The organism is Actinoplanes couchii (assembly GCF_016862075.1).
In the GTDB taxonomy this organism is placed as follows: Bacteria; Actinomycetota; Actinomycetes; order Mycobacteriales; family Micromonosporaceae; genus Actinoplanes; species Actinoplanes couchii.
Map to the genome: position 1 here is coordinate 1 of NZ_BOMG01000077.1, position 22,949 is coordinate 22,949.

At 69.1% G+C, this 22,949-nt stretch carries 24 protein-coding genes; 11 read left to right on the top strand and 13 right to left on the bottom strand.

Translation table 11 applies throughout. From position 1 onward, the window contains the following. Positions 1-226 (top strand): hypothetical protein (locus Aco03nite_RS30920; RefSeq protein WP_203801113.1); only part of this gene is annotated, 226 nt, incomplete at its 5' end. Here Aco03nite_RS30920 and Aco03nite_RS30925 read toward each other — a convergent pair. Then, positions 189-1,403: an SGNH/GDSL hydrolase family protein gene (locus tag Aco03nite_RS30925; RefSeq protein WP_203801115.1), complete on the bottom strand. Its 1,215-nt coding sequence runs from the start codon at positions 1,401-1,403 to the stop codon at positions 189-191. The two genes, Aco03nite_RS30920 and Aco03nite_RS30925, sit on opposite strands and share 38 nt — an antisense overlap. 138 nt (positions 1,404-1,541) lie before the next feature. On the opposite strand from Aco03nite_RS30925, the gene Aco03nite_RS30930 reads away from it, so the two are divergent. Continuing rightward, entirely contained in the window at positions 1,542-2,303 is a 762-nt protein-coding gene (locus Aco03nite_RS30930) for a nucleotidyltransferase domain-containing protein (RefSeq protein ID WP_203801116.1), read from the top strand. On the opposite strand, the gene Aco03nite_RS30935 is transcribed toward Aco03nite_RS30930, so the two are convergent. Continuing rightward, positions 2,240-2,617 (bottom strand): winged helix-turn-helix transcriptional regulator, encoded by a 378-nt coding sequence (locus Aco03nite_RS30935; protein WP_239145578.1) that lies wholly within the window; start codon positions 2,615-2,617, stop codon positions 2,240-2,242. The two genes, Aco03nite_RS30930 and Aco03nite_RS30935, sit on opposite strands and share 64 nt — an antisense overlap. A gap of 107 nt (positions 2,618-2,724) precedes the next feature. Between Aco03nite_RS30935 and Aco03nite_RS30940 the strand changes: the two genes are divergently transcribed. Together Aco03nite_RS30940 and Aco03nite_RS30945 are read left to right on the top strand one after the other, a co-directional pair. Continuing rightward, a complete protein-coding gene (locus Aco03nite_RS30940; protein ID WP_203801117.1) occupies positions 2,725-3,315 on the top strand; it encodes an NADPH-dependent F420 reductase in 591 nt (196 codons plus the stop codon). A 43-nt stretch (positions 3,316-3,358) separates the two neighbouring features. Then, positions 3,359-4,090, top strand: coding sequence for a hypothetical protein (locus Aco03nite_RS30945; protein WP_203801119.1), 732 nt, complete (start codon positions 3,359-3,361; stop codon positions 4,088-4,090). Here Aco03nite_RS30945 and Aco03nite_RS30950 read toward each other — a convergent pair. Beyond that, on the bottom strand, positions 4,080-4,895 hold the full coding sequence (locus Aco03nite_RS30950; RefSeq protein WP_239145579.1) for a CehA/McbA family metallohydrolase: 816 nt from the start codon (positions 4,893-4,895) through the stop codon (positions 4,080-4,082). The genes Aco03nite_RS30945 and Aco03nite_RS30950 overlap by 11 nt on opposite strands. Positions 4,896-4,945: 50 nt before the next feature. Continuing rightward, complete coding sequence (locus Aco03nite_RS30955; RefSeq protein WP_203801121.1) at positions 4,946-5,779, bottom strand: SGNH/GDSL hydrolase family protein; 834 nt, start codon at positions 5,777-5,779, stop codon at positions 4,946-4,948. A 196-nt stretch (positions 5,780-5,975) separates the two neighbouring features. Between Aco03nite_RS30955 and Aco03nite_RS30960 the strand changes: the two genes are divergently transcribed. The 4 genes from Aco03nite_RS30960 (at position 5,976) to Aco03nite_RS30975 (ending at position 11,376) form a co-directional block, all read left to right on the top strand. Then, positions 5,976-6,335 (top strand): response regulator, encoded by a 360-nt coding sequence (locus Aco03nite_RS30960; protein ID WP_203801122.1) that lies wholly within the window; start codon positions 5,976-5,978, stop codon positions 6,333-6,335. Beyond that, positions 6,332-7,513, top strand: a complete 1,182-nt coding sequence (locus Aco03nite_RS30965; RefSeq protein ID WP_203801123.1) for a sensor histidine kinase — start codon at positions 6,332-6,334, stop codon at positions 7,511-7,513. Before Aco03nite_RS30960 ends, Aco03nite_RS30965 begins: the two co-directional genes overlap by 4 nt. A gap of 11 nt (positions 7,514-7,524) precedes the next feature. Then, positions 7,525-9,270, top strand: coding sequence for a glycoside hydrolase family 35 protein (locus tag Aco03nite_RS30970; protein WP_203801126.1), 1,746 nt, complete (start codon positions 7,525-7,527; stop codon positions 9,268-9,270). A 111-nt stretch (positions 9,271-9,381) separates the two neighbouring features. Continuing rightward, positions 9,382-11,376, top strand: a complete 1,995-nt coding sequence (locus Aco03nite_RS30975) for a hypothetical protein (RefSeq protein ID WP_203801128.1) — start codon at positions 9,382-9,384, stop codon at positions 11,374-11,376. On the opposite strand, the gene mraY is transcribed toward Aco03nite_RS30975, so the two are convergent. Continuing rightward, positions 11,373-12,476, bottom strand: a complete 1,104-nt coding sequence (gene mraY / locus Aco03nite_RS30980) for a phospho-N-acetylmuramoyl-pentapeptide-transferase (protein WP_203801129.1) — start codon at positions 12,474-12,476, stop codon at positions 11,373-11,375. The genes Aco03nite_RS30975 and mraY overlap by 4 nt on opposite strands. A 24-nt stretch (positions 12,477-12,500) precedes the next feature. Beyond that, positions 12,501-12,719: a hypothetical protein gene (locus Aco03nite_RS30985; RefSeq protein WP_203801130.1), complete on the bottom strand. Its 219-nt coding sequence runs from the start codon at positions 12,717-12,719 to the stop codon at positions 12,501-12,503. A gap of 136 nt (positions 12,720-12,855) precedes the next feature. Here Aco03nite_RS30985 and Aco03nite_RS30990 point away from each other — a divergent pair, with 136 nt between their 5' ends. Both Aco03nite_RS30990 and Aco03nite_RS30995 read left to right on the top strand, forming a co-directional pair. Next, positions 12,856-12,969, top strand: a complete 114-nt coding sequence (locus tag Aco03nite_RS30990; protein ID WP_275415922.1) for a helix-turn-helix transcriptional regulator — start codon at positions 12,856-12,858, stop codon at positions 12,967-12,969. Then, positions 12,969-13,946 carry an NAD(P)-dependent alcohol dehydrogenase gene (locus Aco03nite_RS30995; protein WP_203801131.1) on the top strand — a complete coding sequence of 326 codons (978 nt, stop codon included), beginning with the start codon at positions 12,969-12,971 and terminating at the stop codon, positions 13,944-13,946. The genes Aco03nite_RS30990 and Aco03nite_RS30995 overlap by 1 nt, the downstream gene beginning before the upstream one ends. Here Aco03nite_RS30995 and Aco03nite_RS31000 read toward each other — a convergent pair. Then, complete coding sequence (locus Aco03nite_RS31000) at positions 13,943-14,308, bottom strand: nitroreductase/quinone reductase family protein (RefSeq protein ID WP_203801136.1); 366 nt, start codon at positions 14,306-14,308, stop codon at positions 13,943-13,945. The genes Aco03nite_RS30995 and Aco03nite_RS31000 overlap by 4 nt on opposite strands. 77 nt (positions 14,309-14,385) lie before the next feature. Between Aco03nite_RS31000 and Aco03nite_RS31005 the strand changes: the two genes are divergently transcribed. After that, positions 14,386-15,147: an HD domain-containing protein gene (locus Aco03nite_RS31005; RefSeq protein ID WP_203801137.1), complete on the top strand. Its 762-nt coding sequence runs from the start codon at positions 14,386-14,388 to the stop codon at positions 15,145-15,147. 35 nt (positions 15,148-15,182) lie between these two features. On the opposite strand, the gene Aco03nite_RS31010 is transcribed toward Aco03nite_RS31005, so the two are convergent. Genes Aco03nite_RS31010 through Aco03nite_RS31035 form a run of 6 tightly spaced genes read right to left on the bottom strand, consistent with a single transcriptional unit; the run spans position 15,183 to position 22,943 of the window. Then, positions 15,183-15,344, bottom strand: a complete 162-nt coding sequence (locus tag Aco03nite_RS31010; RefSeq protein WP_203801138.1) for a hypothetical protein — start codon at positions 15,342-15,344, stop codon at positions 15,183-15,185. Between the two features lie 46 nt (positions 15,345-15,390). After that, positions 15,391-17,217 carry an alpha-glucuronidase gene (locus tag Aco03nite_RS31015; RefSeq protein WP_203801140.1) on the bottom strand — a complete coding sequence of 609 codons (1,827 nt, stop codon included), beginning with the start codon at positions 17,215-17,217 and terminating at the stop codon, positions 15,391-15,393. Then, positions 17,214-19,199 (bottom strand): beta-galactosidase, encoded by a 1,986-nt coding sequence (locus tag Aco03nite_RS31020; protein ID WP_203801142.1) that lies wholly within the window; start codon positions 19,197-19,199, stop codon positions 17,214-17,216. The genes Aco03nite_RS31015 and Aco03nite_RS31020 overlap by 4 nt, the downstream gene beginning before the upstream one ends. Then, a complete protein-coding gene (locus tag Aco03nite_RS31025; RefSeq protein WP_203801144.1) occupies positions 19,196-19,837 on the bottom strand; it encodes a YesL family protein in 642 nt (213 codons plus the stop codon). The genes Aco03nite_RS31020 and Aco03nite_RS31025 overlap by 4 nt, the downstream gene beginning before the upstream one ends. Then, the gene (locus tag Aco03nite_RS31030) at positions 19,834-21,303 is read right to left on the bottom strand and encodes a GH39 family glycosyl hydrolase (RefSeq protein ID WP_203801145.1); all 1,470 of its coding nucleotides are present in this window, start codon (positions 21,301-21,303) and stop codon (positions 19,834-19,836) included. Before Aco03nite_RS31030 ends, Aco03nite_RS31025 begins: the two co-directional genes overlap by 4 nt. Then, complete coding sequence (locus tag Aco03nite_RS31035; RefSeq protein WP_203801148.1) at positions 21,300-22,943, bottom strand: ABC transporter substrate-binding protein; 1,644 nt, start codon at positions 22,941-22,943, stop codon at positions 21,300-21,302. The genes Aco03nite_RS31030 and Aco03nite_RS31035 overlap by 4 nt, the downstream gene beginning before the upstream one ends. Positions 22,944-22,949: the final 6 nt, after the last annotated feature.

A 22,949-nucleotide genomic window follows, 5' to 3' on the forward strand; every position in this document is an offset into this window, starting at 1 on the left:
GGGCGAGGGCGAGGGCGAGGGCGAGGGCGAGGGCGAGGGCGAGGGCGAGGGCGAGGGCGACGGCGAGGGCGAGGGCGAGGGCGACGGCGAGGGCGAGAGCGACGGCGGCGGCGAGGGGGACCGTGACGGCGAGGGGGACCGGGCGACGGCGGTGAGGGTGAGGGGCCGGGAGGGGGACGGCGAGGGGGCTATGGGGACAGGAAAGTTGTCAGGGCGTCGGCTGTGAAGGCTGCTCCCTGGTCGGTCACGTGTAGGCGGTCGGTGTTGTACAGGTTTTGGGTGTTGTCCGTGGTGGGGGACAACTGGCGGGACGCCAGGTCGAAATAGGCCACTCCGCTTCCTCCTCCCGGGCCTCCGGTGTCCTCCTTCGCCACCTCCTGCCATGCCTGTGTGAACAGGGCGAAGTCCTGGTCCGGCCGGCCTGCCGTCACCCTCGGGGAACCGTAGATCACGAAGGACGGGGCGATTTCCGTGGTCTTTCGAACCGCCGCGATGATGGTCTTCAGGTTGTCCTTCATCGTGGCCGCGGGGACGTTTATCCGCCAGTCGTTGACGCCCAGTTGCAGGATCACCAGGTTCGGCCGGATGGTTCGTAACCTCGGGGTCCACGATGCCGTGTCGGTGGCGAAATCGGTGCTTGTCCGGCCGCCGTGGCCGGCGTTGTACAGGCGGATTCCCCGGGACTCGTCGCCGGCGTAGGTGGCGAAACCGTGCAGGGTCACCGGGCCCCGCACGCACGTTACGGCGATCGTGTGGGAACCTCGGGGGAGTGGCGGGGAGATCCAGCGCGCATTACGGTCGACCGAAGTCGCTTCGGTGCTGATCGATGCATTTCCGGAAACCCCGCCGGCGGTCGTGCTTATCGATGTGTGGCCGGCGGTGGACGGCGCGTCGTCCTGCGGGATTCCGTCGATGGTCACCGTGAAGGATCCGGCGCCGGGCTGGGCGGTGAACCAGATCTCCACCCCGGTTCCCTGGAACGTGTAGGTGGCCTTCTGACCGGCTGCCTGAATCAGCGACTTCAATCCCCAACCGCCGGATTTGATCCGCTGGCCCTCGGCTTCCACCGGCCATCCGCTGATTCCGGTGGTGCCCCACGCCGCCACGTAATTGTCCCCGCCCGCCGCCCCGGCCACCGGGAACGCGGTCCGCAGATTGTCGGCCAGCAGGTGTGGATAGCCTCGCCCGTAAGCGCTGACCCCGACCCCTTCGCTCGTCGACGAGCCGAGAACGGCGACTACCGCGGGTGACCACCGGCGCCCGGCCAGCGCCGTGTGCCAGGCCAGGAGCGGCAGGTCGGCGCCGCCCGAGTCGGCCCGGGCGGACTCGGCGACCACCGCGCCGACAGCGAGACCCCCGGCGAGCAGGCCCCCGGCCCGCATGAAGGTACGTCGATCAGTCACGGCTCCCCCGAACCCTGTGTAGCGGCCATCTGGCCGCCATGCTGGCACGCCGTGTCCACGGGGCACCGCGTTGTTCGACGATCCCATGCCGATATTTCGAGAGGTTCTCGGAGACGAGAACGCGACAGGATGGTGAACATGCGCCAACACCGATTGATCGCCGACGTGGAACGGATCTGCCGGGCCGACGGGCGACTCGCCGCCGCCCTCACCTACGGATCGTTCGCCGCGGGGCAGGGCGACGTGCACAGCGACATCGAATTCTGGTTGTTCTTCGAGAGCCCGCCCGACCCGTACGAATGGATCCGCGGGGTCGGTCCCTCCCATTATGTGGTCGGCAACGAATTCGGCGCGCACGTCGCCTTCTTCCCCGGCCTGATCCGGGGCGAGTTCCATTTCGCCACCGCCGCCGACATCCCGTCGGTGGGTTCCTGGCCGGCCCGCGGCGCACCCGTCGACCGCATGATCGTCGTCGACCGTTCCGGAGCACTCCGAAAAGCCTTGGATCAACTGCCCGATCAACCCCGATTGCCGGGTACGCCGGACGAACGAGCGGAATTGTGCGGCCGTTTCGCGAACTGGCTGATCCTGGCCCACCACGTGACCCGGCGCGGCGAGTGGTTACGGGCCGTCGACGCCCTGACCCACGTCCAACGGCACCTGCTGTGGATGGCCCGCCTGGCCGAGAACCGCACCCAGCACTGGCTGACCCCGTCCCGGGCCGCCGAGACCGACCTGCCTCCGGCCGTCCTGCACGACCTGCACCTCGCGACCGCGACCGCCGACCCGGACTCGCTGCGAGCCGCCCTGTCCGCCGCGTGGTCCACCGGCCGCCGTTACTGGCCGGAGCTGGCCCCGGTGCCGACCGGCCTGTTCGCCGAACTGGACGCCGCCATGTGAACGTTCGCCCAGCCCACCACCACGTTCATGGTGTCCAGCAGCCCGGCCCCGAGCGGGGTCAGCGTGTAGCCCGCCTCGTCCCGCCGCAGCAGCCCGTCCCGTTCCAGCCCGCGCAACGTCTGGGTGAGCATCTTCTGGCTGGCGCCCGGAACGGCCCGGGACAGGTCGCCGTGCCGGCGTGGCCCGTCGCCCAGCGCTTTCAGGATCAGGCTCACCCACCGGTTGCCGAGCATCGTCAGCACCCGATGGCCGGGACACTCGGCCATCGCCTGCCGGTGCTCGGCCCGGCGGTTCTCCGGAATGTGCGCCGCCACGGTCCCACCCCCGAACGAAACGAAGGAACGAAAGCACGAACAATCATGACTGGGCACCTTGAAGTGCCTACTGGAGGTGCTCGGGGACGCCACTTTAGCGTGGGCCCATGACACGGTTCGCACTTCTCGGAGCGGGCGCGGTCGCCCGGACGATCGCTACCGGACTGGCCTCGGCGGGGCGGCCGGTGGTCGTCGGCTCGCGGCGGAATCTGGCGGAGGCCGCGGCGTACGGGGACGTCGTCGTCAACGCGCTGCCCGGTGACGTCAGCGTGGCGGTGCTTGCCGGGCTGCGGGACGAACTGCGGGGGAAAGTGGTCGTCGACGTCGCCAACGCGGTGCGGGTGGATGAGCGGGGCTTCGCCGCGGAACTGCTCTACCCGGACAGCAGTTTGGCCGAAAACGTTCAGCGGGTGCTGCCGGACAGCCAGGTGGTCAAAGCGCTCAGCACCATGCACGCGTCACTGATGGCGCGTACCGGCGGGGAAGGGGTGTCGGTCTTCCTCTCCGGGGACTCGGCCGCGGCCAAGGACCGCGCCCGGGAGCTGCTGACCGGACTCGGCTGGGAATCGCGGCATGTGGCCGATCTCGGGCCGCTGGTCACGGCACGATGGGCGGAGGGGTTCGTTCTGGCCGTACGGCCGGTGGTCGAGGTCCTCGGTCCGGTCCCGTTCGGGTGGGGTGTCGTCCGTTCGGGGTAACCGGCTTTGCCATCGGGCGGGGTGGTCGGCTGTGCTCCTGGTCGTGAGGCTAATCCGGGCCGCTGTCGTGGTCGTCTTCGCCCTGCCCCTCGGCATCGTGCCGCCCGTCAGAACCGTGGAGGTCCGCTATCTGGGCGGTCTCGCCGGGCCGGCCCGGGTCGCCGACGTCAGCGGCCGGCAGCTGCACGGGGAGGTCCTCACCGGCGGCGGTGGCGCCGTCACGTCGGTGACCGAACCGGCCGGCGATCGGGTCCTGCGGTTCCCCGGCGGCAGTTGCACCAGCGCGCCGTGTCCGCAAGCGATCATTCGCCCGCCTCGATCGGAGAGTCTGGCCGGGCGGGGGCGGTTCACCTTCGGCGCCGACATCCGGCTGACCGAACCGGCGCCGGCCGGGGCGGGCATGAACGTGTTCCAGTTCGGCCGGGCCGGCGCGGGGCACAGTCAGTGGAAGCTGCAGGTGGACTCGGGGCGGCCGTCGTGCCGGTGGTCCGACGGGAACGCGGCGGTGCTGCTCGACGCGGGGCTGTCGTTGCAGGTGGGGCGGTGGTACCGGGTGACGTGCGCGCGGCTGTCCCGGTCGCTGTTCCAGATCCGGGTCCGTGACCCGCGTACCGGTGAGGTGCTGCGGCCACCGGTCCGGGACAGCACCGCTCTCGGTGACATCCTGCCGGCCGGCCGGGTGGTGATCGGTGGCAAACAGATCAGCCCGCGCCGCTCCGACATCGACACCGACCAGTTCCACGGCGACCTGACCGCCATCGAATTCAGTCGCTGAGAAGCAGGGCGCCGATGCGATTGGTCAGCGCGGCCATGGTGCCGTCCGGATGGCGGACCTCGACACGGATGGGGGTGCGGACGGAGACGGGGAGGGAGACGACGCCGTCGCCCGAGGCAGGCAGGGTTTCGCGGAGCAGGACGCCACGGTCGGTGCGGATGGTCACCACCGCGGACGGGGCCCCGGTCACCCGTACCGCGGCAGGGGTGAAGGTCAGGTTGATGTCGGCGGAGCCGGCGATCCAGCAGGCACCGGACCGGATGGCGGACAGCACCGACCCGGCCGTCAGCACGGGCGCCGAGATCACCAGCTGCGGGGCGCCGATCTGGCCCGGCAGGTGCACGTCGCTGTTACCGATCGCGGGCAGCCGCGGATGGTCGTGCCAGAGGGACAGGGCGGCCTCGTTGTCGGCGTTCCACGGCAGGTCGGAGCGCCACCGGCCGTTCCACACCTCGATCGCGTCGAAGTCGTCGAGGGGGAGCCGGAGCGTGCCGCCGGGGTACGGGGCGAACGGGTGCGCCGCCACACACAGCGCGCCGTGCCGGCGGGCCTCGGTCACCTCGCGGACGACGACACCGGGCGGGAGCCCGAGGGCCAGCCAGTGGCCGTCCGGAGTGATCACCTCCTGACCGGGGATGATCAGCAGGCCGGACCATTCGGCGAGATCGGCGGCGGCGTCGTGTTCGGTGACGGCGAGGAAGTCCAGACCGGCCGCGCGGGCCTCGGCGACGATCGCGGCGGGAGTCATCTCACCGCCGTGCGACTTCAGCGAGTGCACGTGGCAGTCGCCGCGGAAGGTGGCCATCGGAGCAGAGGATATCCCCGGCGCTCCATGAAAGAGCGCCGGGGAGTTGTTCAGGCGCGGTCGGCGAGACCGGAACCGGCGACGACCGGGAGGTAACCGCGGGCGTGCCCGGTAGCGGTCGGGTGCAGCACGGTGTTGTCCCGCAGACCCGAGGTCCCGACGAGCCAGGGGCGGGTGCTGCACAGGGCATGTCCGGCGAACTCCTTGTCCACGTCGACGAAGCGGACCCGGTTGCGGGTGGCCGCCGCGGCGATGGCGCTGTTCAGGCTGGTGACGACCTGGTTGGCGCGGGCCCGCACCTTGGCGCTGAGCGGCACCGACGGGCAGGACTTCGCCTTGGCGAACGGCAGCGGGTAGCCGGTGACCACGACACGCGCGTCGGGGGCGGCGGTGACCACGGCGCGGATCATCCGGTTCAGGTCGCGGGGCAGGGTCTTCAGCCTACGGTCCAGGGCGAGGTTGCCGCGCCGGCAGGCGGCCGCGGTGGCGGCGTTCGCGCAGGCCGCGAGCACCTGACGGAACCCCAGGTCGTTGGCCCCGGCGGTGATCGTGACCAGTCCGGTCCGGGCGGTCAGCGTGCCGGCCTGGCGGATCACGTCGGCGGTGGCGGCGCTGCTGCAGGCCGCGTTGCGGAAGGCGACCTTGCCGTCGGCCTGCCGGGCCAGCAGGGCCGGGTAGGCGACGGAGGTTCGGCCGCACTTGTCACTGGTCGGTGCGGAACCCAGCCCGGCGGCGTACGAGTCACCGAGGGCGACGTACTGCAGGGGCGCGGGGGCGATGGACACGGCGACGGCGGTGGCCGGGGCGGCCCAGCCGGTGGCGGTCATCGCCACGGTGGCGCAGACCGCCACTACACGGCGGAAGATCGCGGCAGGGTACGACATGTGAGTCCTCGGGGAGGTCTGAATTTGGACATGCGGCACCATACCGTCTAAATACTTGCAAATCGTCCCGGTTTGCCGGGCATGATCTGCGCCCCGCCGGTCCGGCCAGCGGATTCCCCCGGCGCACGCAACGCCCGGCAGTCACCCGCGGGAGTGAAAGCGTCAAGTCCGGCCGCCGGTGACCGACGAATCCGGCGTGATACGTGTACTGGTGGTCGACGACGAACCGGACGTCCGGGACCTGATCGTGCGCTGGCTGCGCCGGGACGGTCACGACGTGTTGGCCAGCGACAGCGCCGCGGCGGCCCTCGTCGCGGTCGAGCGGCACGGCATGCCCGACGTCGCCCTGTTGGACGTGGCGATGCCCGGCATGGACGGCATCGAGCTGCTGATCGAACTGCGCCGGCGCGAGCCGCAGCTGGCCGCGATGTTCGTCTCCGCCCTGTGGACACCCGCCGACATGAACCGGATCCGCGAGACCGGCGCCGCCCACCTGGCCAAACCGTTCACCGTGGCGGTGCTCGGGCACGCCGTGCGCAGGCTGGTCCGGGCATGAGCCTCGGTGCGATTCTGATCGGCGCGGCCGGGATCTCGCTCGGGTACGCGGCTGCCGCCCTGGGCCGGCGCCGTGACCGCGAGGCGCTGATGCCCGCGATCGTCGACGCGATGGCCGAGGGGCTCGCGGTCGTCGACTCCACCGGGCGGGTGGTGCTGCGCAACCCGGCGGCCGTGCACCTGCTCGGCGGCCGGACCAGCCCCGGCGACCAGATCACCGACGGCGCCCACTACGGGCTGTTCCACCTGGACGGCACCCCGGTACGGGACGAGGATCTGCCGTACGCCCGGGCGATGGCCGGCCGGCCGATCGAGAAGATGGACCTGCTGGTCCGCAACCCGGGCATCCCGGAGGGCCGGATCATCAGCGTCACGGCGACCGCGGTGGCGAGATCGATCGGTGGCCGCGACGCCGCCGTCATCGTCTTCCACGACGTCACCGCCGAGCGCCGCCAGCGTGACGAGCTGGCCGGGTTCGCCGGGGTGGTCGCCCACGACCTGCTCAACCCGCTCACCACCGTGGAGGGCTGGACCGACACCGCTGCCGACATCCTGGACGACCCGGCGCCCCGCCTCGACCTGGCCCGGGACAGCCTCGGCCGGGTCAGTCGCGCCGCCGGCCGGATGCGCGGGCTGATCAACGATCTGCTGGCCTACACCACCAGCCGGGACGGCAACATCGCCCCGGTGCCGGTGGACCTGGCCGAGCTGGTCGCCGACATCGCCGCCGCGCGGACCGACGCCGCGGTGGCCGCCGGTACGCCGGTGCCGGAGTTCACCGTGGGCGAGCTGGGCCACGTGTGCGCGGACCGGGTCCTGACCCGGCAGCTGCTGGACAACCTGATCGGCAACGCGGTCAAGTACACCGCTCCGGACGTGACTCCCCGGCTGACCGTGACCGGGGCGGTCCGGGACGGGTTCGCCGAGGTCACCGTCGCCGACAACGGCATCGGTGTCCCGGCCGGCCAGCACGACGCGATCTTCGGCAACTTCCACCGGGCGCACCGCGACTGCGGATATGCCGGAACCGGTCTCGGCCTGGCGATCTGCAAGCGCATCGTGGAACGGCACGGCGGCGTGATCAGTGCTGCCGACAATCCGGGCGGGGGCTCGCGCTTCACATTCTCTCTGCCGCTGGACCGGAGCAGCCGGTATGTTTACGTAAACATCAGTGGGTGAAAGGGCGGCACGTGCTCGAGACAGCAGGCGACGAGTTCCTCTGGCAGGGACGACCATTCCGGATCGTGGCCGGTGCCATGCACTATTTCCGGATCCACCCCGAGCAGTGGACCGACCGGATCGAGAAGGCGCGGCTGCTGGGCCTCAACACCATCGACGTGTACGTGCCGTGGAACGCCCACCAGCCCCGGCCCGGCGAGATGCGCTTCGACGGCATCCTCGACCTGCCCCGCTACCTCGGGCTGATCGCCGAGGCGGGCCTGAAGGTGCTGTTCCGGCCCGGCCCGTACATCTGCGCCGAATGGGACGGCGGCGGCCTGCCCGCCTGGCTCACCTCGGACCCGTCGATCAAGCTGCGCACCAGCGACCCGGCCTACCTGAAGGCCGTCGACGAGTGGTTCGACCAGCTCATCCCCGTCATCGAGCCGTTCCTCGCGCACCACGGCGGCCCGATCATCGCGGTCCAGGTGGAGAACGAGTACGGCGCCTTCGGTGACGACGAGCAGTACCTGCGGCACATCGTCGACGGCTACCGGCGCCGCGGCATCACCGAACTGCTGTTCACCTGCGACCAGGCGCACTCCGAGGAGATGCTCCGCAACGGCGGCCTGGACGACGTCCTGCGTACCGGCACCTTCGGCGGCAAGGTCGACACCGCCCTGGCCACCCTGCGCAAGATCCAGCCGACCGGGCCGCTGATGTGCGCCGAGTTCTGGAACGGCTGGTTCGACCACTGGGGCGGCCCGCACCACACCCGGGACGGCCGGAGCGCCGCCGACGACCTGGAGAAGCTGCTCGCCGCCGGTGGATCGGTCAGCCTCTACATGTTCCACGGGGGCACCAACTTCGGGTTCACCAGCGGTGCCAATCTCAAACACGCCTACGAGCCGACCATCACGTCGTACGACTACGACGCGCCGCTGGCCGAGAACGGCGACATCACCCGCAAGTACGAGCTGATGCGCGCCGCGATCGCCAAGCACGTGCCGGTACCGGACCAGCCGTTGCCCGCCCCGGCGCCGACCGTCGGGCACTCCGGCATCGTCCTGGACTCCGCGGTCTCGCTGCTCGACGTCCCCGGGACGCCGGTGGAGTCCGCGGAGCCGCTGACGATGGAGGCGCTCGGCCAGGCCGACGGGTTCGTGATCTACCGGACCACCCTGCCGGAGGCCGGGCCCACGGTGCTGACGGTCACCGCGTACTCCGACCGGGTCCAGGTCTTCCTCGACGGCAACCCGGCCGGCCTGCTGGAACGCTCCCGGCACGAACGCTCCCTACCGGTCGTGGCGTCCCGGCCCGGTGCGGAGCTGACCCTGGTCGTGGAGAACGCCGGGCGGGTCAACTACGGCCCCGGCATGCTCGACCCGAAGGGACTGCTCGGCCCGGTCACCGCCGGTGGGGCGGAACTGAGCGGCTGGACACAGACCGCGGTGCCGCTCGACGACGTCACCGGGCTGCCGTTCGCCCCGGCCGGCACCCGCCTGCCGATCGGCCCGACCCTGCGCCGTGGTGAGTTCACCCTGGACACGGTCGCCGACTCGTACCTCGCGCTGCCGGGCTGGGAGCGCGGCGCGGCCTGGATCAACGGCTTCCCGCTCGGGCGCTTCGCGGCCCGCGGACCCCAGCGGACGCTGTACGTGCCGGCGCCGGTCCTGAAGGCGGGGGTCAACGAGATCGTCGTGCTGGAGCTGCAGGCGTCGTCGTCGGACACGGTCGACCTGCTGCCCGAACCCGATCTCGGTATCGTCGCCGACTGATTCCCGGTCCGAAAACGGTCGCCTGGTGAATTCCGGGCGACCGTTTTTCGTGTGGTCGGATCAAAGACTGAAAGCTGCTGATCATCGTACGTCCGGTGTACAGCATTCCCCATGTCCAAACAGGCTCTCCTCAACGGATCATGGCTGATCACCGTGCGACCGTCCCTCCCCGATGCTCGTGCTCCGCAGGTCCGCGGGCACATGCGCATCGAAGCGGACGAGACCGCGCTCCGCGTCTCCGGCGATGTCTACACCCGCCGGGGAACCGTTCCCGACACCATTCCACCGGATTCCGAACCGTGGTATCCAACATTCCCCAGGTCTCAATATTCATGGTATTTCCGGTCGTCCGGAGCCACGTTCTCCGGTGATGTCCTGACCGTCGCCGTCGTGCGTCATCTGTGGGACCGGGCCACGAGCGAGTTCGTCGCGTCCGACACCGGAACCCTGACCCTGAGCGGCGACCCGGACCTCAGCGGCACCCTGCGCTTCGGCGACGTCACCGCCGAGGTCCGGGCCACCCGGACCTCGACCCTGTACCGCGGCTGCCGTGTCGAGGTGGACGCCATGGTCAACCGGAGTTTCCCGGCGTCGGCCACCGTCGGCTCGGGCGCGGTCGCCACGTTCCGCTCGATCTACGCCACGGCCGGCTGGGACCTGCGGGTCACCACCGACGAGATCAGCATCCCGGACGACGCGGACCTCACCAACGCCGAACTCCAGACCCTGCTCACCGGGCACCAGCGGACCGCCACCGACGACTCGTGGCGGCTCTGGCTGCTGGTCGGCTCGGCACAGGGCGGACTGTTCGGGATCATGTTCGACGACGACACGTTCCCCCGGCAGGGCGCCGCCGGGTTCGCCGACGCCGGTCTGGGCGGCAGCCCGGTGATCGACCCCGCGGCCCGCAACCGGCGGCTGAACGAGGTGCCCGCGGCGTTCCTGCGCACCCTGGTGCACGAGGCCGGGCACGCGTTCAACCTGTTCCACCCGAAACACGACGTGCACGCGCCGGCCATCGGCACCGAGATCATGAACCAGACCGGGGACGTCATCGGGTTCGCGACCGTGGCCGACCCGTACCCGGGAAACGCGTCCTTCTTCTTCAGCGAACACGACCGGCTGTCGCTGGTGCACGCGCCCGACCCGCAGGTGCGACCGGGCTGGAAGAACTTCGGGTGGGGGCACGGCGGCCTGTCGTCCGGGCTGCCCACCCCGGTGGACGTCGCGGGACTCGCCGCCGCCGACGACGGTGACGAGGGGCTGCTGCTCACCGTCGGGCTGCCGGGTCAGGCGTACGTGGGCGAGTTCCTCACCGCCGAGGTGGTGCTGACCAACACCGGCGACCGGGCCCGGGACGTCACCGGCCTGCTCACCCTGGCCGAGGGCGACCTGGTGTTCCAGCGGACCTCACCGCGCGGCGAACTCGACCACGTGCTCGACATCGCGGTCGGCTGCGGCCCCCGCCCGATGGTCCGCCTCGAACCGGGGGAGTCGGTCACCGGCCGGGCCCAGGTGTTCTTCACCAACCAGGGGGTGACCTTCGAACAGCCCGGCCGGCACACGGTCGTCGCCCGGCTGACCGTTGACCCGCTGACCGTCGTCACGTCCGCGCCGGCCGTCATCGACATCCGGATGCCCGGCACCGACTCCGAACTCGACATCTCCGCCAAGACCCTGAGCGCCGGAGTCGGCCGGGCCCTGGCGCTCGGCGACTTCACCCACGACGAGGGGGCCCGCGCGCTGCTCACCGACCTGGCCGAGATCCACTCCGGGACCGACACCGGGGCGGCGTCGGCGCTGGTGATGGCGAACGCGCTGGCCCGCCCGTTCACCGACTACCGCGCCGGGACCACCCGGGCGCCGGACCCCGCCGAAGCGGACCGTTTCCTCGACCTGGCGCTCGACGGGCGTACGCCGCTGCGGGCCGTGGAACTGGCGGTGACCGTCGCCAGCCCGGCGGAGAAGGACGCACCCGTCGTCGCGGACACCCTGAACCGCCTGCGCGACGGCGCCAGGACGATCGACGCCGACGTCGATCTCGATGCCGGGTTCGACGCCGCCGAACAGGTGGCCGAGGACTTCGTCCGTCCCCGGGCCCGCTAACCCACTGCCGCCAGGAAGTCCGAGTAGAAGACGCCCAGTCCGGCGGCCACACAGACGCCGGCGATGATCCAGAAACGGACGACGATGTTGACCTCGCTCCACCCCGCCAGCTCGAAGTGGTGGTGGAGCGGGACCATCCGGAAGACGCGCTTGCCGGTGGTCCGGAACGAGACGATCTGGATCACCCAGGTGATCGTGATCAGGAAGAACAGACCACCGATCAGGATCGAGAGCAGGGTGGTACGGGTCGCCACCGCCAGGCCGCCGATCAGGGCGCCCAGCCCGAGCGCGCCCACGTCACCCATGAAGATCTTCGCGGGCGACGTGTTCCACCACAGGAAGCCCGCGCACGCCCCGGCCGCCGCCGCCGCGATCATCGCGATCTCCAGTGGATCACGGACCTGGTAGCAGTACTCGTTCACGCTGGAGTACGCGGTGTCGGCGCACCAGTGCCGGTACTGCCAGAACCCGATCCACGCGTACGCGCCGAGCACCAGGATCGACGCGCCGGTGGCCAGGCCGTCCAGGCCGTCGGTGAGGTTCACGCCGTTCGACATCGCGGTGATCACGAAGACGAACATCATCACCGAGCCGAACTTGCCGATGTCCAGCCACTCGATGTCCCGGATGAAGGAGATGTACTCGCTGGTCACGGTCTGGCCGTTGGTGCTGGCGAAGTTCAGCGCGACGACACCGAGGATCGCGCCGACGACCGCCTGGCCGAGCAGCTTGCCCTTGGCGGACAGGCCGTCGGAGTTGCGCTGGCGCACCTTGAGGAAGTCGTCGATGAAGCCGATCACGCCGCAGAAGACGAACAGGCCGAGCAGGACGAGCGCCGTCATCGTCGGCTTCTCCTGCGCGATCTGCCGCTCCGGCAGGGTGGTCAGCGCGAAATGCCCGGCCACGTACGCGATCAGCGTCGCCACGATGAACACCACACCACCCATCGCGGGGGTGCCGGTCTTGCCCTGGTTGGAGGCCAGCCCCAGGGAACGGATCGGCTGCCCGGCCTTGAGCGCGGTGAAGACCTTGATCGCCAGCGGCGTACACAGCAGCGACACGATGAACGCGACGACCGTCGCGACGATGACCGCCCTCACGGGCGCGCCTCGATCTTGAGGAAATCATGGATCACGGGACAGGAGCTTGCCATCCGGACGCGGACCGGGCAGCCCCGACCCGCGCACCGCCCGCCGACCGGATGGATTCGGCCAGGTGATCGGCCACGTCGGTGGCCTTGGCCTTCCGCAGGCCTCGCGCGCGCTCTTGTTGCCGTCGATCAGGCGGGCGAGTCGCATTCCCACGAGGAGGGCGACGACCGCGCCGAGGATGAATCCGCCCATGCCGGCCTCCGCCGCGAACCGAGGCGCCCAGCGTCCCGCCGACATGGACGCCTGTCAACGCGATCCCGGCGTACTCCGGCTTTGAAAACCGGTTCGGCGTGTCTGACCTTTTCCGCACCGTAGTCCGCTGATCGCGATCGAGCAGGGTCGTTATTCGCCGTCGCTGGAGACCGCGTTCCGGATCGCCCGGGTCTTCGGTGTGCCGCTGGACGATGTCTTCGAGTACCCCGCACTCGCTGAGGAGTCTTGATGAAAGCCATCACCAGGAGTTCGTACGGTTCTGCCGACGTTCTGGAACTGCGCGACGTGGATCCACCGCCCGTCGCCGACGACGAGGTGCTCATCGAGGTCCGGGCGGCGGCCGTCGACCCCGGCGTCTGGATCATGATGACCGGCCGCCCCTGGGCCGTCCGCCTCGCCTCCGGGCCGCGCCGCCCCCGGGTGCCGATCCTGGGACTGGACGTGGCCGGCGTGATCTCCCGGGCCGGCGCGCGGATCACCCGGTTCCGGCCCGGTGACGAGGTCTACGGCACCTGCCGGTCCGGATCGTTCGCCGAGTTCGCCACCGCCCGGGAGAAACAGCTCGCCCGCAAACCGCCGGGCATCTCGTTCGCCGGGGCGGCGGTCGTCCCGGTCTCCGGCGTGACCGCGTTGCAGACCGTGCGTCAAGCCGGGGTCCAGTCCGGACAGCGGGTCCTGATCACCGGCGCGGGCGGTGGGGTCGGGTCGTTCGCGGTCCAGCTCGCCAAGATCGCCGGGGCGAGCGTGACCGGCGTGTGCAGCCCGGCGAAGGCGGAGCTGGTCCGCTCGCTCGGCGCCGACCAGGTGATCGACTACACGAGCGAGGAGATCGACCGCGACGGCCCGGCGTACGACGTGATCGTCGATCTCGCCGGGAGCCGGCCGCTGCCGCTGCTGCGCCGGGCCGCGAAACCCCGGGCGGTCATCGCCCTGGTCGGCGGTGGCCACGCGGAAGGCCGGGTGATGGGCGGTTTCCACAGGTTGATGGCCGCGCCGCTGATCTCCCTGTTCATGCCGCAGAAGCTCAAAGGCGTGACTTCGTTCGTACGGGTACCGGAGTTGGAAACCCTGACCGCTCACATCGAGTCGGGCGCCGTGACACCCGTGGTCGGAGCCACCTACCCCTTGGCCGAGGCCGCCGAGGCCCTCCGCGACCACGCCACGAGCCGATCCGCCGGGAAGATCGCGCTGGAGATCCGGCACTAGGTTCGGTCGCGCGGTTCGATCTCGACGAGCGGGCTGCCCTCGATCCAGCTCTGCACGCTGCCCGCCCAGCTCAAACCCGGCACGAACTCTGCGAAGATTTGCGTACGCTCGTCCGGATCCGTCACCGGCCGGGCGCGCGCTTGCAGATCCAGGCCGGGAAGATGCACCGTGAAGTCGGGGTGGGCGACCAGATTCGCATACCAGTCCCGCCGCCCCGGACTGCCCGACAACCAGAACCGCCCCGCGGCCAGATAACGCCACGTCTCGATCCGGCTCGGCCGCCCACTGCGCCGCCCGATCGTCGTGATCTCCACAGTCATGTGCTGTTCGAGCCCCGCCCAGCCGTCCCCACCATGCGTCATCCCGCCATCGTGCAAGCTCAACCCCACTTCACCTCAAGTCGTACACTCGCGGCATGGTTTACACAATGGGTGAACTTATGAACACGATAAGTGACTCCGGTCGCCATGGCGACATCCCTCAGATCTGGCACGCCTACGAGACGGCGAAGCGGGCGCACGGCCGCCAGCGCCGGGCGAGCGGGGACCGCTACATCACCCACCCGGTCGCGGTCGCCGGGATCGTGGCGCAGAACGGCGGCGACACCCCGGCCGTGTGCGCGGCCCTGCTGCACGACGTCATCGAGGACACCCCCGTCACCGCGACCCGGTTGGACGCGGACTTCGGCACCGGCATCTCCGGCATGGTCCAGGCGGTGACCTGGAAAACGGTTCGCGCCGGTGGGCCGGTCGATCCCGGCCCGGCCCTGATCACGGTTGCCGACCGGCTGCACAACCTGCGGACGATCAGCGTGAAGCCGGCCGCGAGCCGTCAGCGTGCTTCTCTGGACACGCTGGTGTTCCACGTTCCGTTGGCTCATCGACTGGGCACGCCCGAGCTCGCGCGGGAACTGACCACGTTGGCATGCGCCACGCTGGACACGATCGACAGCCCGGACCTGCGAGACCGCCGTCGCCGGCTGATGCAGGCGGCGCGCCGGGCCGATCCCCGGGCCCTGGCCGAGGCTATCGCCGCGGTCGGCGGGGGTTCCGCGCTGCTGGGTAGTGGCGTTCTGCCGGAATGGGCTCTGGCGACCGGTGGGGCCAGCGTGCTGGCTCTGCTCGCGGCGGCTCTGTTCAGCCGTGACCCGCGAGCGGCTGACCGGCTGCTGGCTCTGCTGCGCGCCCACCGCAAGGAGTGACGGCCCTTGTCAGCGGATTGTTCTGGCCGGGACTGTCAGCGGGTTGTTCTGGCCAGGACTGTCAGCCACACCGCGAAGACCACGATCAGGGCCGCTGAGGCGAAGAGTGCGTAGTACGGCAGCTTGACGGCGATGATCGAGGCGGCCAGGGCTGAGGTCAGGCAACCGCAGACGATGCTCGCTCGGCGGTGACGCATGTGAATCCCCCGATTCGTCGACCTGGTGTCGACCGTAGCGGGTGGGTCAGTGGATCCGGCGGCCGTGGGTGTCGGGGATTCCGGACTTGCGGTAGAAGTAGGTGTTCATCTGGTCGCGCCATTCGGTGGCGCTGCGGAGCTGCTCGTCCAGGCGGGACGCGACCCTGGCGTGCAGGTCGGGGTCCACCAGGGAGGACGCCTCCTGCCAGGCCGCCAGCATCGACTCGACCTCGGTCACGCCGTCGAAATGGGTGTCGTAGATGTGCTGGATCACCGTCGAACCGCTGTGGAGCACGTGCGTGTAGGGCACGTGGTGGAAGAACAGCAGGAGTTCGTCGGGGCAGGTGGCGGTGGATTCGTACCGGCTGTGCGGATATTGGGCGGCGAACGCGGTTCCGGTCGCGGACGTGCGGTCCACGCCCACCCCGTCACGATCGGCGAAATGGTAGGTGCCCCACGGGGTGTATTCGTAGCCGTCCACATCGGGGCCGTAATGGTGACCGGGGCGGACCATGAAACCGATTCCCAGCGGGGCGGTGTACTTCTCGTACGTCAGCCACGATCGATCCATGATCCGGTGCAGAACGGTGCGCAGTTCGGACGGCGCTTCGGGGAACGTCAGCGTCATCCACTCGTCCAGCACCGCTGTCGGATCCGGGTTCCAGGCCAGGCGGCCCGCGGCGTAAAGATTGGCCTGGGCCAGGGGGTGGCCGGTCCAATACCTGTCGTCGCCCACGTTCGAGACCGCGGTGAGGTCGCCGTGCACCGAGTCCAGCACCTCTTTCCACATCGGCGCCAGATAACACACGTGCTTTTGTTGGCCGGTGTATTCCTGGGTCACCTGCAATTCGACCGCCAGCCTGGTGGACGGCATCGCGGTCAGCACCGGCGACAACGGTTCCCGGGTCTGGAAATCGATCGGGCCGTGTTTGACCTGAACGATCACGTTGTCGGCGAAGAGTCCGTCGAGCGGGGCGAAATGGTCGTACGCCGCACGTGCCCGATCGGTGGTGCGGTCCCGCCAGTCCTGCCGGTGGTTGTAGACGAATGCCCGCCAGTGCACCACCCCGCCGTGTGGGGCCAGGGCCGCGGCGAGCATATTGGCGCCCTCGGCGTGGGAGCGTCCGTAGGTGAAAGGGCCGGGCTGGCCTTCGGAGTCGGCTTTCACGAGAAATCCGCCGAAGTCGGAAATATCCTCACAGAGTGAGTTGGCTATTGTCGCCCACCACTGCCGGACATGCGGATCCAGGGGATCCGCGGTCGGCAGGTCACCGAGGATCACCGGTGCGGCGAAGTTGATCGACAAATGAGTGACAATTCCGAAATGTCGGAATTCTCGAGCTAAGGTGACCACCTCGTCCCGTCGATCGGTCAGCAGCCGCGCCTCCGCCGCATGCACGTTGACGTTGTTGATCGTGACCGCGTTGATCCCGGCCGCGGCGAGCAGACGGGCATAGTCCCGGACCCGGCCCAGATCCCCGCGAAGGACACCGTCCTTCCAGAAGATCGACCCACCGGAGTAACCGCGCTCGACCTGACCCATCACCGGATGCACGTCGACGTTGTCCCAGTGATCGATCATGCGCCGTTCGAAGGAGGGCTCATGTCGTCCGGCTGCACCACCCCTGGCCAGCTCGAACAGCCCGTAGATCATCCCCCGGGGCCCGTCAGCAGCCACGCGGTCACCGGTCAGGGTGAAGGCGTCGCCCGCCGGGCCGGCGGTGAAGGTGAGGTCAGCGTGTGGGGTCAGGATTCCGCCGGCTCGGATCACCTCCTCCCGGACGGTGTCGGCCAGCGGGTGATCGGAATCGACAAGCACTCGGCGGCCGGCCAGGAAAGCGCAGGGCGGCAACCACGCCGGGTGGATGCTCATGAGGCTCGGAGGACCAGGACGCCGTTGGGCGCGAGCCGGGCAGGCGGCGCGGCTCCGGTGAGCAGATCGATTCCGGTCATGGCGGGCAGCGGGGCGGGAGACGGGCCGTGGTTGAGGACGAACAGGATCCGGGTTCCGTCCGGTGCCACCCGGGTCGCGGTCTCGACGTCCGGCAGGTCGGCCAGCGGCCCCAGCAGGTCGTGCGCCGCCAGGATCGGCCGCAGCACCGACGTCACCCCGGCCTGGTCGAGCGCCGTCCCCACGTACCACGCCTGGCCCTGCCCGTGGTCATTTCTGGTCACGGCAGCGGTCCCGGTATAGAAGTCGCCGGTGTAGGTCCCGACGACCGTGGCACCCTCCGGAATCACCAGCTCGAAGATCAGCCGCGCCGGGAAGGTCGCCGCGCCGATCGCCACCGGGTTCACGTGCGAGCGGTCCCGTGCATCCCACTCGTCGATCCGGATCCCGAAAAGGCCTGCCAGCGGCCCCGGCACGTCGCTCAGGAAGGCGTTGTCGTCCTCGTCGACCCGCCCGGACAGGAAGGTGGACACCACGGTCCCGCCGCGGGCGGCCACCGCCGACAGCCGCTCCGCCAGATCACCCTTGAGCATGTGCAGGGCGGGCGCGACCACCACGTCATAATCGGTCAGCGACGCGGTCACCGGCACCACATCAAGGTCAACCCCCAGGGTCCAGAGCGCCCGGTGGTACGCGGTGACGACGTCCAGATAGCGAACCAGCCTCGACGGCCCGTCCGAGATCTCCAATGCCCACCAGCTGTCCCAGTCGAACAACAGCGCCACCCGAGCCGGGGTACGAGCACCCAGCGTCACCGATCCCAGCGCCGACAACTCGGCCCCGAGGGCGGCGACCTCCTGAAACACCCGGGTGTCCGACCGCCCGGAGTGCCCGATCACCGCCCCGTGATACTTCTCGCTGGCCCCGCGACCGGCCCGCATCTGGAAGAACAGCACCGCGTCGGCCCCGTGCGCGACCGCCTGCCAACTCCACAGCCGCATCACCCCCGGCCGTTTCAACGGATTGACGTCCCGGCACGCGGTCACGCTCGGTGTCTGCTCCATCAGCCAGAACGGCGCACCGCCCTTGAGCCCGCGCATCAGATCATGGGCGAGCGCCATCCGGGCCGCCGACCGGTCGTCGGGCGGGTAGTTGTCCCACGACGCGAAGTCCAGATGAGCAGCCCAGCGATGGTAATCGATCGGCCGGTACAGCCCCATGAAATTGGTGGTCACCGGAGTGGAGGAGTCGAACTCCCGGATGGCCGCTTTCTCATCGCAGAAGTTGGCGAGCAGCGCGTCCGACATGAACCGCTGATAGTCCAGGGTGATCCCTTGAAAAGCGGTGTGGTCGGGCCCGCGCCAGTGCTCGGTCAGAGCGGACGGCGGCTCGATCTGCGACCAGTCGCTGAACGTGTGCGACCAGAACGTGGTGTACCAGGCCTCGTTCAGCGCTTCCAGCGATCCGTAGCGTTTTTGCAGCCACTCCTGGAACCCGGCGGCACAGATCGGGCAGTAACAGGCCCCGCCGTACTCGTTGCCGACGTGCCACGCGATGATCGCCGGATTCCCCGCGTAACGCTCCGCGATCCGGCGCGCGATCTCGGTGGACAGCCGCCGGTAGACGGGCGAGCTGGGACACGAGTTGTGCCGGGCCCCGTAGCGATGCTTGCGCCCTTCGAAGTCGACGCGGGTGACTTCCGGATGTGACGCGGCGAGCCAGGCGGGATGTGCCCCGGTGCCGGTGGCCAGGCAGATCTTTCGCCCGCCGTCGACAGCGCGCGAGACGATCCCATCCAAAACCGCAAAATCATATTTGTCGTACGAGGGCTGTGTGAGCCCCCACGTGAAAACGCCGACCGTAAGGGTGTCCACGCCGGCCGCATCGAACAACCGGTAGTCGTCCTCCCAGACAGCGCGCGGCCACTGCTCAGGGTTGTAATCGCCACCGTAAGGGATCTTCACCGGGTGAACTCCGTCCGCACGAGACCGACCAGACGACGGGTATTGCCGAGGACCGCGAGCACCAGCACCGACCCGAGCAGCCCCAGGACCACCTCGGAGAAGGCGACCACCACCCCGACTGTCACCACGAGCAGGCAGAGGTTGGCGACGGTGACCGAGGGTGTCCGGACCAGCAGATAAGCCGAGAGGCGCCACACGTCCCGGCTCCGGAAGGAGAACAGAGCCGAGACCACCAGCGCGTTGAGCATCCACAGCGTGACCCCGGCCAGCACCACCGCCCCGGCGACACTCAGGGAGATCAGGTTGAACGCGGCCACGATCAGCGACAGACCCCAGACCTGCAAGGACTGGACGAAGTTGAGTCGATAACCGCGCCGGAACAGGGCAGCGGGCCGCAGTTCGGTGAGGTCGAGCCGCCGATGGTGCACCGCGTAGAGTGCCGCGGACAGTGCCGGCCCGACCGGCAGCAGGCACAGCACGCCCAACGGCAGATTGGACACGTCGGGTGCGAGCAGCCACGTCACCACCAGCCCCGGGCCGGCCGTGACCACCAGCAGCAACTCGACGACGAGCAGGTGGTAGACGAACGCCGACACCTGTGACAGCAGCCCCGTCCCGAACGCCGTCGCCGACGTCACGACGTGGCCCCGAGCAGGCGCGCGTCATCCCACCACGGCGGTGTCGTGTCGGCTACCGGCGTGATCTCCAGCAAGGTCACCTCGTGCCGGGCCAGCGCGATGTCGATCTCCACCTGCCCGCCGCTGACCGGCAGCCGGGAGTGGGTGCGCACCGGTTCGGCGCATTCCCGCAGTGTCTCGACCTGCGCGGGGATCGGGGACGCCGGCCGGCCCATCTCCCGCCAGGCGGCCCACGCGTTGCCCCGTTCCTCGTCGGCCGACGACCGCAGCAGAAACGCCTGCGATCCGCTGAACGGTAGGGACAGCCGGAGGGAATGCCGTTCCGGCGACTGCCGCAGATCTACGTGATCGACAGGCGCCCACGCGAGCACGGTGATCCGCCCCGCCGGATCGTTGGTGGCCAGGTGATCGTCGCCGCGGGAGAGGAGGTGCGGGGCCATGCGCGCGAGAAACGCGTACAGATGGAAGGTGGGCTTTTTGATCTGCCGGTGGGTGAGCAGCCCGAATCCACCGTGGAACAGTTCGGTCGACACCCCCTCCTCCTCGAACATGTCGCTGAACGTCCAGTAGGAGTAGGAGTCCGCGAATTCGCCGCCGAACGCGACGACCGGGGCCAGATAGGCGGCGTGGAACGCGGTGTCGTGGATCGGGTTGTCCGGCCGGTAGGAGGAGTTGAATTCGGTGATGTGCACCGGCAGCCCGTCGAGGGGAGTGCCGGCGAGTTGCTGCCGGGGCAGAGCGAATTGTTCGAGCAGCCGGGTCGCGGGTTCGAGGGTCTGATGGGTGCCGAACGGGATGTGCTGCGCCGGCCCCGAGCTGTAGGCGTGCCGGCTGACGAAATCGATCGGCACGTCGTGGCGGATCACGAAGTCGGCGAATGTCTCCAGCCATTCGTCCGATCCCGGGGAGATCGCCGGGCCACCCACCTGCAGTGCCGCGTCGACGTCCTTGACCGCGTCGGCTGTCACCCGATAGAGCCGGTGATAGGCGTCGGCGTCCGCGTTCTGCCAGAACTGCGGCAGGTTCGGTTCGTTCCAGACTTCGATCGGCCAGCTGCGGACCTCGTCCAGCCCGTAACGGTCGACCAGGTGCGCGATCGTTCCCCGTACCAGAACGGCCCAGGCTTGGTAGGAGGTCGGGGGAGTGACGTTGCCGCGCCACCAGAAGACCGTCTGATCGCCGGAGGCGAGCTGCGACGGCATGAAGCCCATCTCGAGGAACGGGCGGATGCCCAGCTCGAGGTAGGCGTCGACGACCTGGTCGAGGTAGGTGTACGAATGTCGCTGGTGTTCGTTCTTCAAAAACCGATAGGGCCGGTAGATGCCCATGCCGTCGGCGAAGATGCCGTGCCCGCGAATGTGCCGGAACCCGATCTCCCGCTGTACCAGGGCGAGCGAGTCCTGATAGTCCCGGCGCAGCGCGAGTTCCATCCGCCCGGTCCCGACACAGAAGCGCCAGGCACTCATCCGTGCGCCTTCTTGTAGCGTTCGTGCGCCTTGTTGACGATGTCCAGGTACTGGGTGGAGTTCTTGCCCTCCAGCTCTTTGACGTAGGCGTCCCATTCACTGAGCGGCCGCTGCCCGAGCGCGAATTTGAGGGTGTTCTGGAAGACGTGGTCCTTGAGGGCCGAGTCCCAGAGGGTGACCTGTTCGCGTTCCTCGATGCTCAGCGGCGCGGGCGGCGAGACCTCCCGGACCTGCCGTTTGTTCATCTCGGCCTGGAACGCCTTCTCCTCGTCGGAGAACTGCGAGTTGAGCATCGCGGTGCTGCCGCCGTACGCGAAGACGCCGTTGGAGAATCCGTAGTCGACCTGCAGATTCTTGGGCGCGTCGGGGTTGATGCCGGCCCAGGTGATGCCCGGATCCAGCTTGAACGAGCCGTCGTCGACCTTGCCGGAGTAGGTCTGGCCGTCGATGCCCCATTTGCTGAACATCAGGCCGGCGTCGGAGTACCAGAGCCAGTCGATGAACTGCATCATGGCCACGAAGTTCTTCGATTCGAGGGCCTTCTTGGAGATCATGATGCCGTTCTCCAGGCGGGAGGTGCCGGGAAGGGTGGCGCCCATCGGGCCGGTCGGCAAGATCAGCTTGGCCACGGTGGCGCCGGGGATCTTCGCGATGTCCTTGCGCGCCTCGTTGACGACGGTCTGCGCGTTGGCGCTGATCATGAACGACTTGCCGTTGGCGAACTTCTGCCGGGCGACGTCATCGGTCTGCGTGAAGCTTTCCGGGTCGAGCAGCCCTTCTTTCACCAGCGTGTTCACGTATTCCAGGGTCTGCCGGTATTGATCGGTCGAGCCGGAGTAGACGAACTTGGAGGCCGCCGCGTCCCAGTGGGTCGGGGTCCAGCCCCAGCCGACGTGTGCGTCATAGGCGGTGCCGATCAGGTTGAGCAGGTTGTTCGCACCCGGCTGCGGGGGAGTGCTCCACCGGTCGGAGAGCGGATAGAGATCCGGGTGCGCCTTCTTCATCTCGCGCAGCACATTCGTCAGATCGTCGAAGGTTTGCGGCTGGCTGAGCCCGAGTTTCGTCATCACGTCGGTGCGTACCGCAAGGGTGTAGTCCTGCCAGGCGTTCTCGTGCAGGCCGGGTAGCAGGTAGTACTTGCCGTCCTCGGCCTTGAACTGGTCCAGGTTCGGCTGCAGGTTCCACTTGGCCACCTTCTCGGTGAAGTGCGGCATCAACTCGGCGTAGTCACTGACCGGCAGGATCGCCCCACCGGCGATGAACGCCTCCTCATCCGGGTGGTAGGTCTTCGGGATGATGAACGGCGCGTCTCCAGCACTGACCATCACGCTGCGTTTCTGGTTGTAGTCACTGCCCGGAACCGCCGTCGACTCCACGGTCACATTGGTCCGCGCGGTCAGTTCCTTGAAGAACGGCCAGTCCGCCTTGTACGGATACCCCTGGTTGCTGAGCATCATGATCGAGAACGTCAGGGGTTCGGTGGCCTTGAACTGGTCACCGGCCTTGAACCCGTCCATCGCCCCGGCCCGTTTCTCATCGAGGTCGGCGGACTCCTCGGGGGAAGAGCTGCAACCGGCGATCCCGGCCACCGCGGCGGCACCGGCAGCGGTCAACAGGTGTCGTCTGGTCAGCTGAACCATGGCGGA

Excerpts from the sequence above, each read along its gene's own strand:
- Aco03nite_RS30930 (WP_203801116.1), top strand. The coding sequence starts at position 1,542 with ATGCGCCAACACCGATTGATCGCCGACGTGGAACGGATCTGCCGGGCC.
- Aco03nite_RS30940 (WP_203801117.1), top strand. The coding sequence starts at position 2,725 with ATGACACGGTTCGCACTTCTCGGAGCGGGCGCGGTCGCCCGGACGATC.
- Aco03nite_RS30950 (WP_239145579.1), bottom strand. The coding sequence starts at position 4,895 with ATGGCCACCTTCCGCGGCGACTGCCACGTGCACTCGCTGAAGTCGCAC.
- Aco03nite_RS30955 (WP_203801121.1), bottom strand. The coding sequence starts at position 5,779 with ATGTCGTACCCTGCCGCGATCTTCCGCCGTGTAGTGGCGGTCTGCGCC.
- Aco03nite_RS30965 (WP_203801123.1), top strand. The coding sequence starts at position 6,332 with ATGAGCCTCGGTGCGATTCTGATCGGCGCGGCCGGGATCTCGCTCGGG.
- Aco03nite_RS30975 (WP_203801128.1), top strand. The coding sequence starts at position 9,382 with ATGTCCAAACAGGCTCTCCTCAACGGATCATGGCTGATCACCGTGCGA.
- Aco03nite_RS30985 (WP_203801130.1), bottom strand. The coding sequence starts at position 12,719 with ATGGGCGGATTCATCCTCGGCGCGGTCGTCGCCCTCCTCGTGGGAATG.
- Aco03nite_RS30995 (WP_203801131.1), top strand. The coding sequence starts at position 12,969 with ATGAAAGCCATCACCAGGAGTTCGTACGGTTCTGCCGACGTTCTGGAA.
- Aco03nite_RS31000 (WP_203801136.1), bottom strand. The coding sequence starts at position 14,308 with ATGACGCATGGTGGGGACGGCTGGGCGGGGCTCGAACAGCACATGACT.
- Aco03nite_RS31005 (WP_203801137.1), top strand. The coding sequence starts at position 14,386 with ATGAACACGATAAGTGACTCCGGTCGCCATGGCGACATCCCTCAGATC.
- Aco03nite_RS31010 (WP_203801138.1), bottom strand. The coding sequence starts at position 15,344 with ATGCGTCACCGCCGAGCGAGCATCGTCTGCGGTTGCCTGACCTCAGCC.
- Aco03nite_RS31015 (WP_203801140.1), bottom strand. The coding sequence starts at position 17,217 with ATGAGCATCCACCCGGCGTGGTTGCCGCCCTGCGCTTTCCTGGCCGGC.
- Aco03nite_RS31030 (WP_203801145.1), bottom strand. The coding sequence starts at position 21,303 with ATGAGTGCCTGGCGCTTCTGTGTCGGGACCGGGCGGATGGAACTCGCG.
- Aco03nite_RS31035 (WP_203801148.1), bottom strand. The coding sequence starts at position 22,943 with ATGGTTCAGCTGACCAGACGACACCTGTTGACCGCTGCCGGTGCCGCC.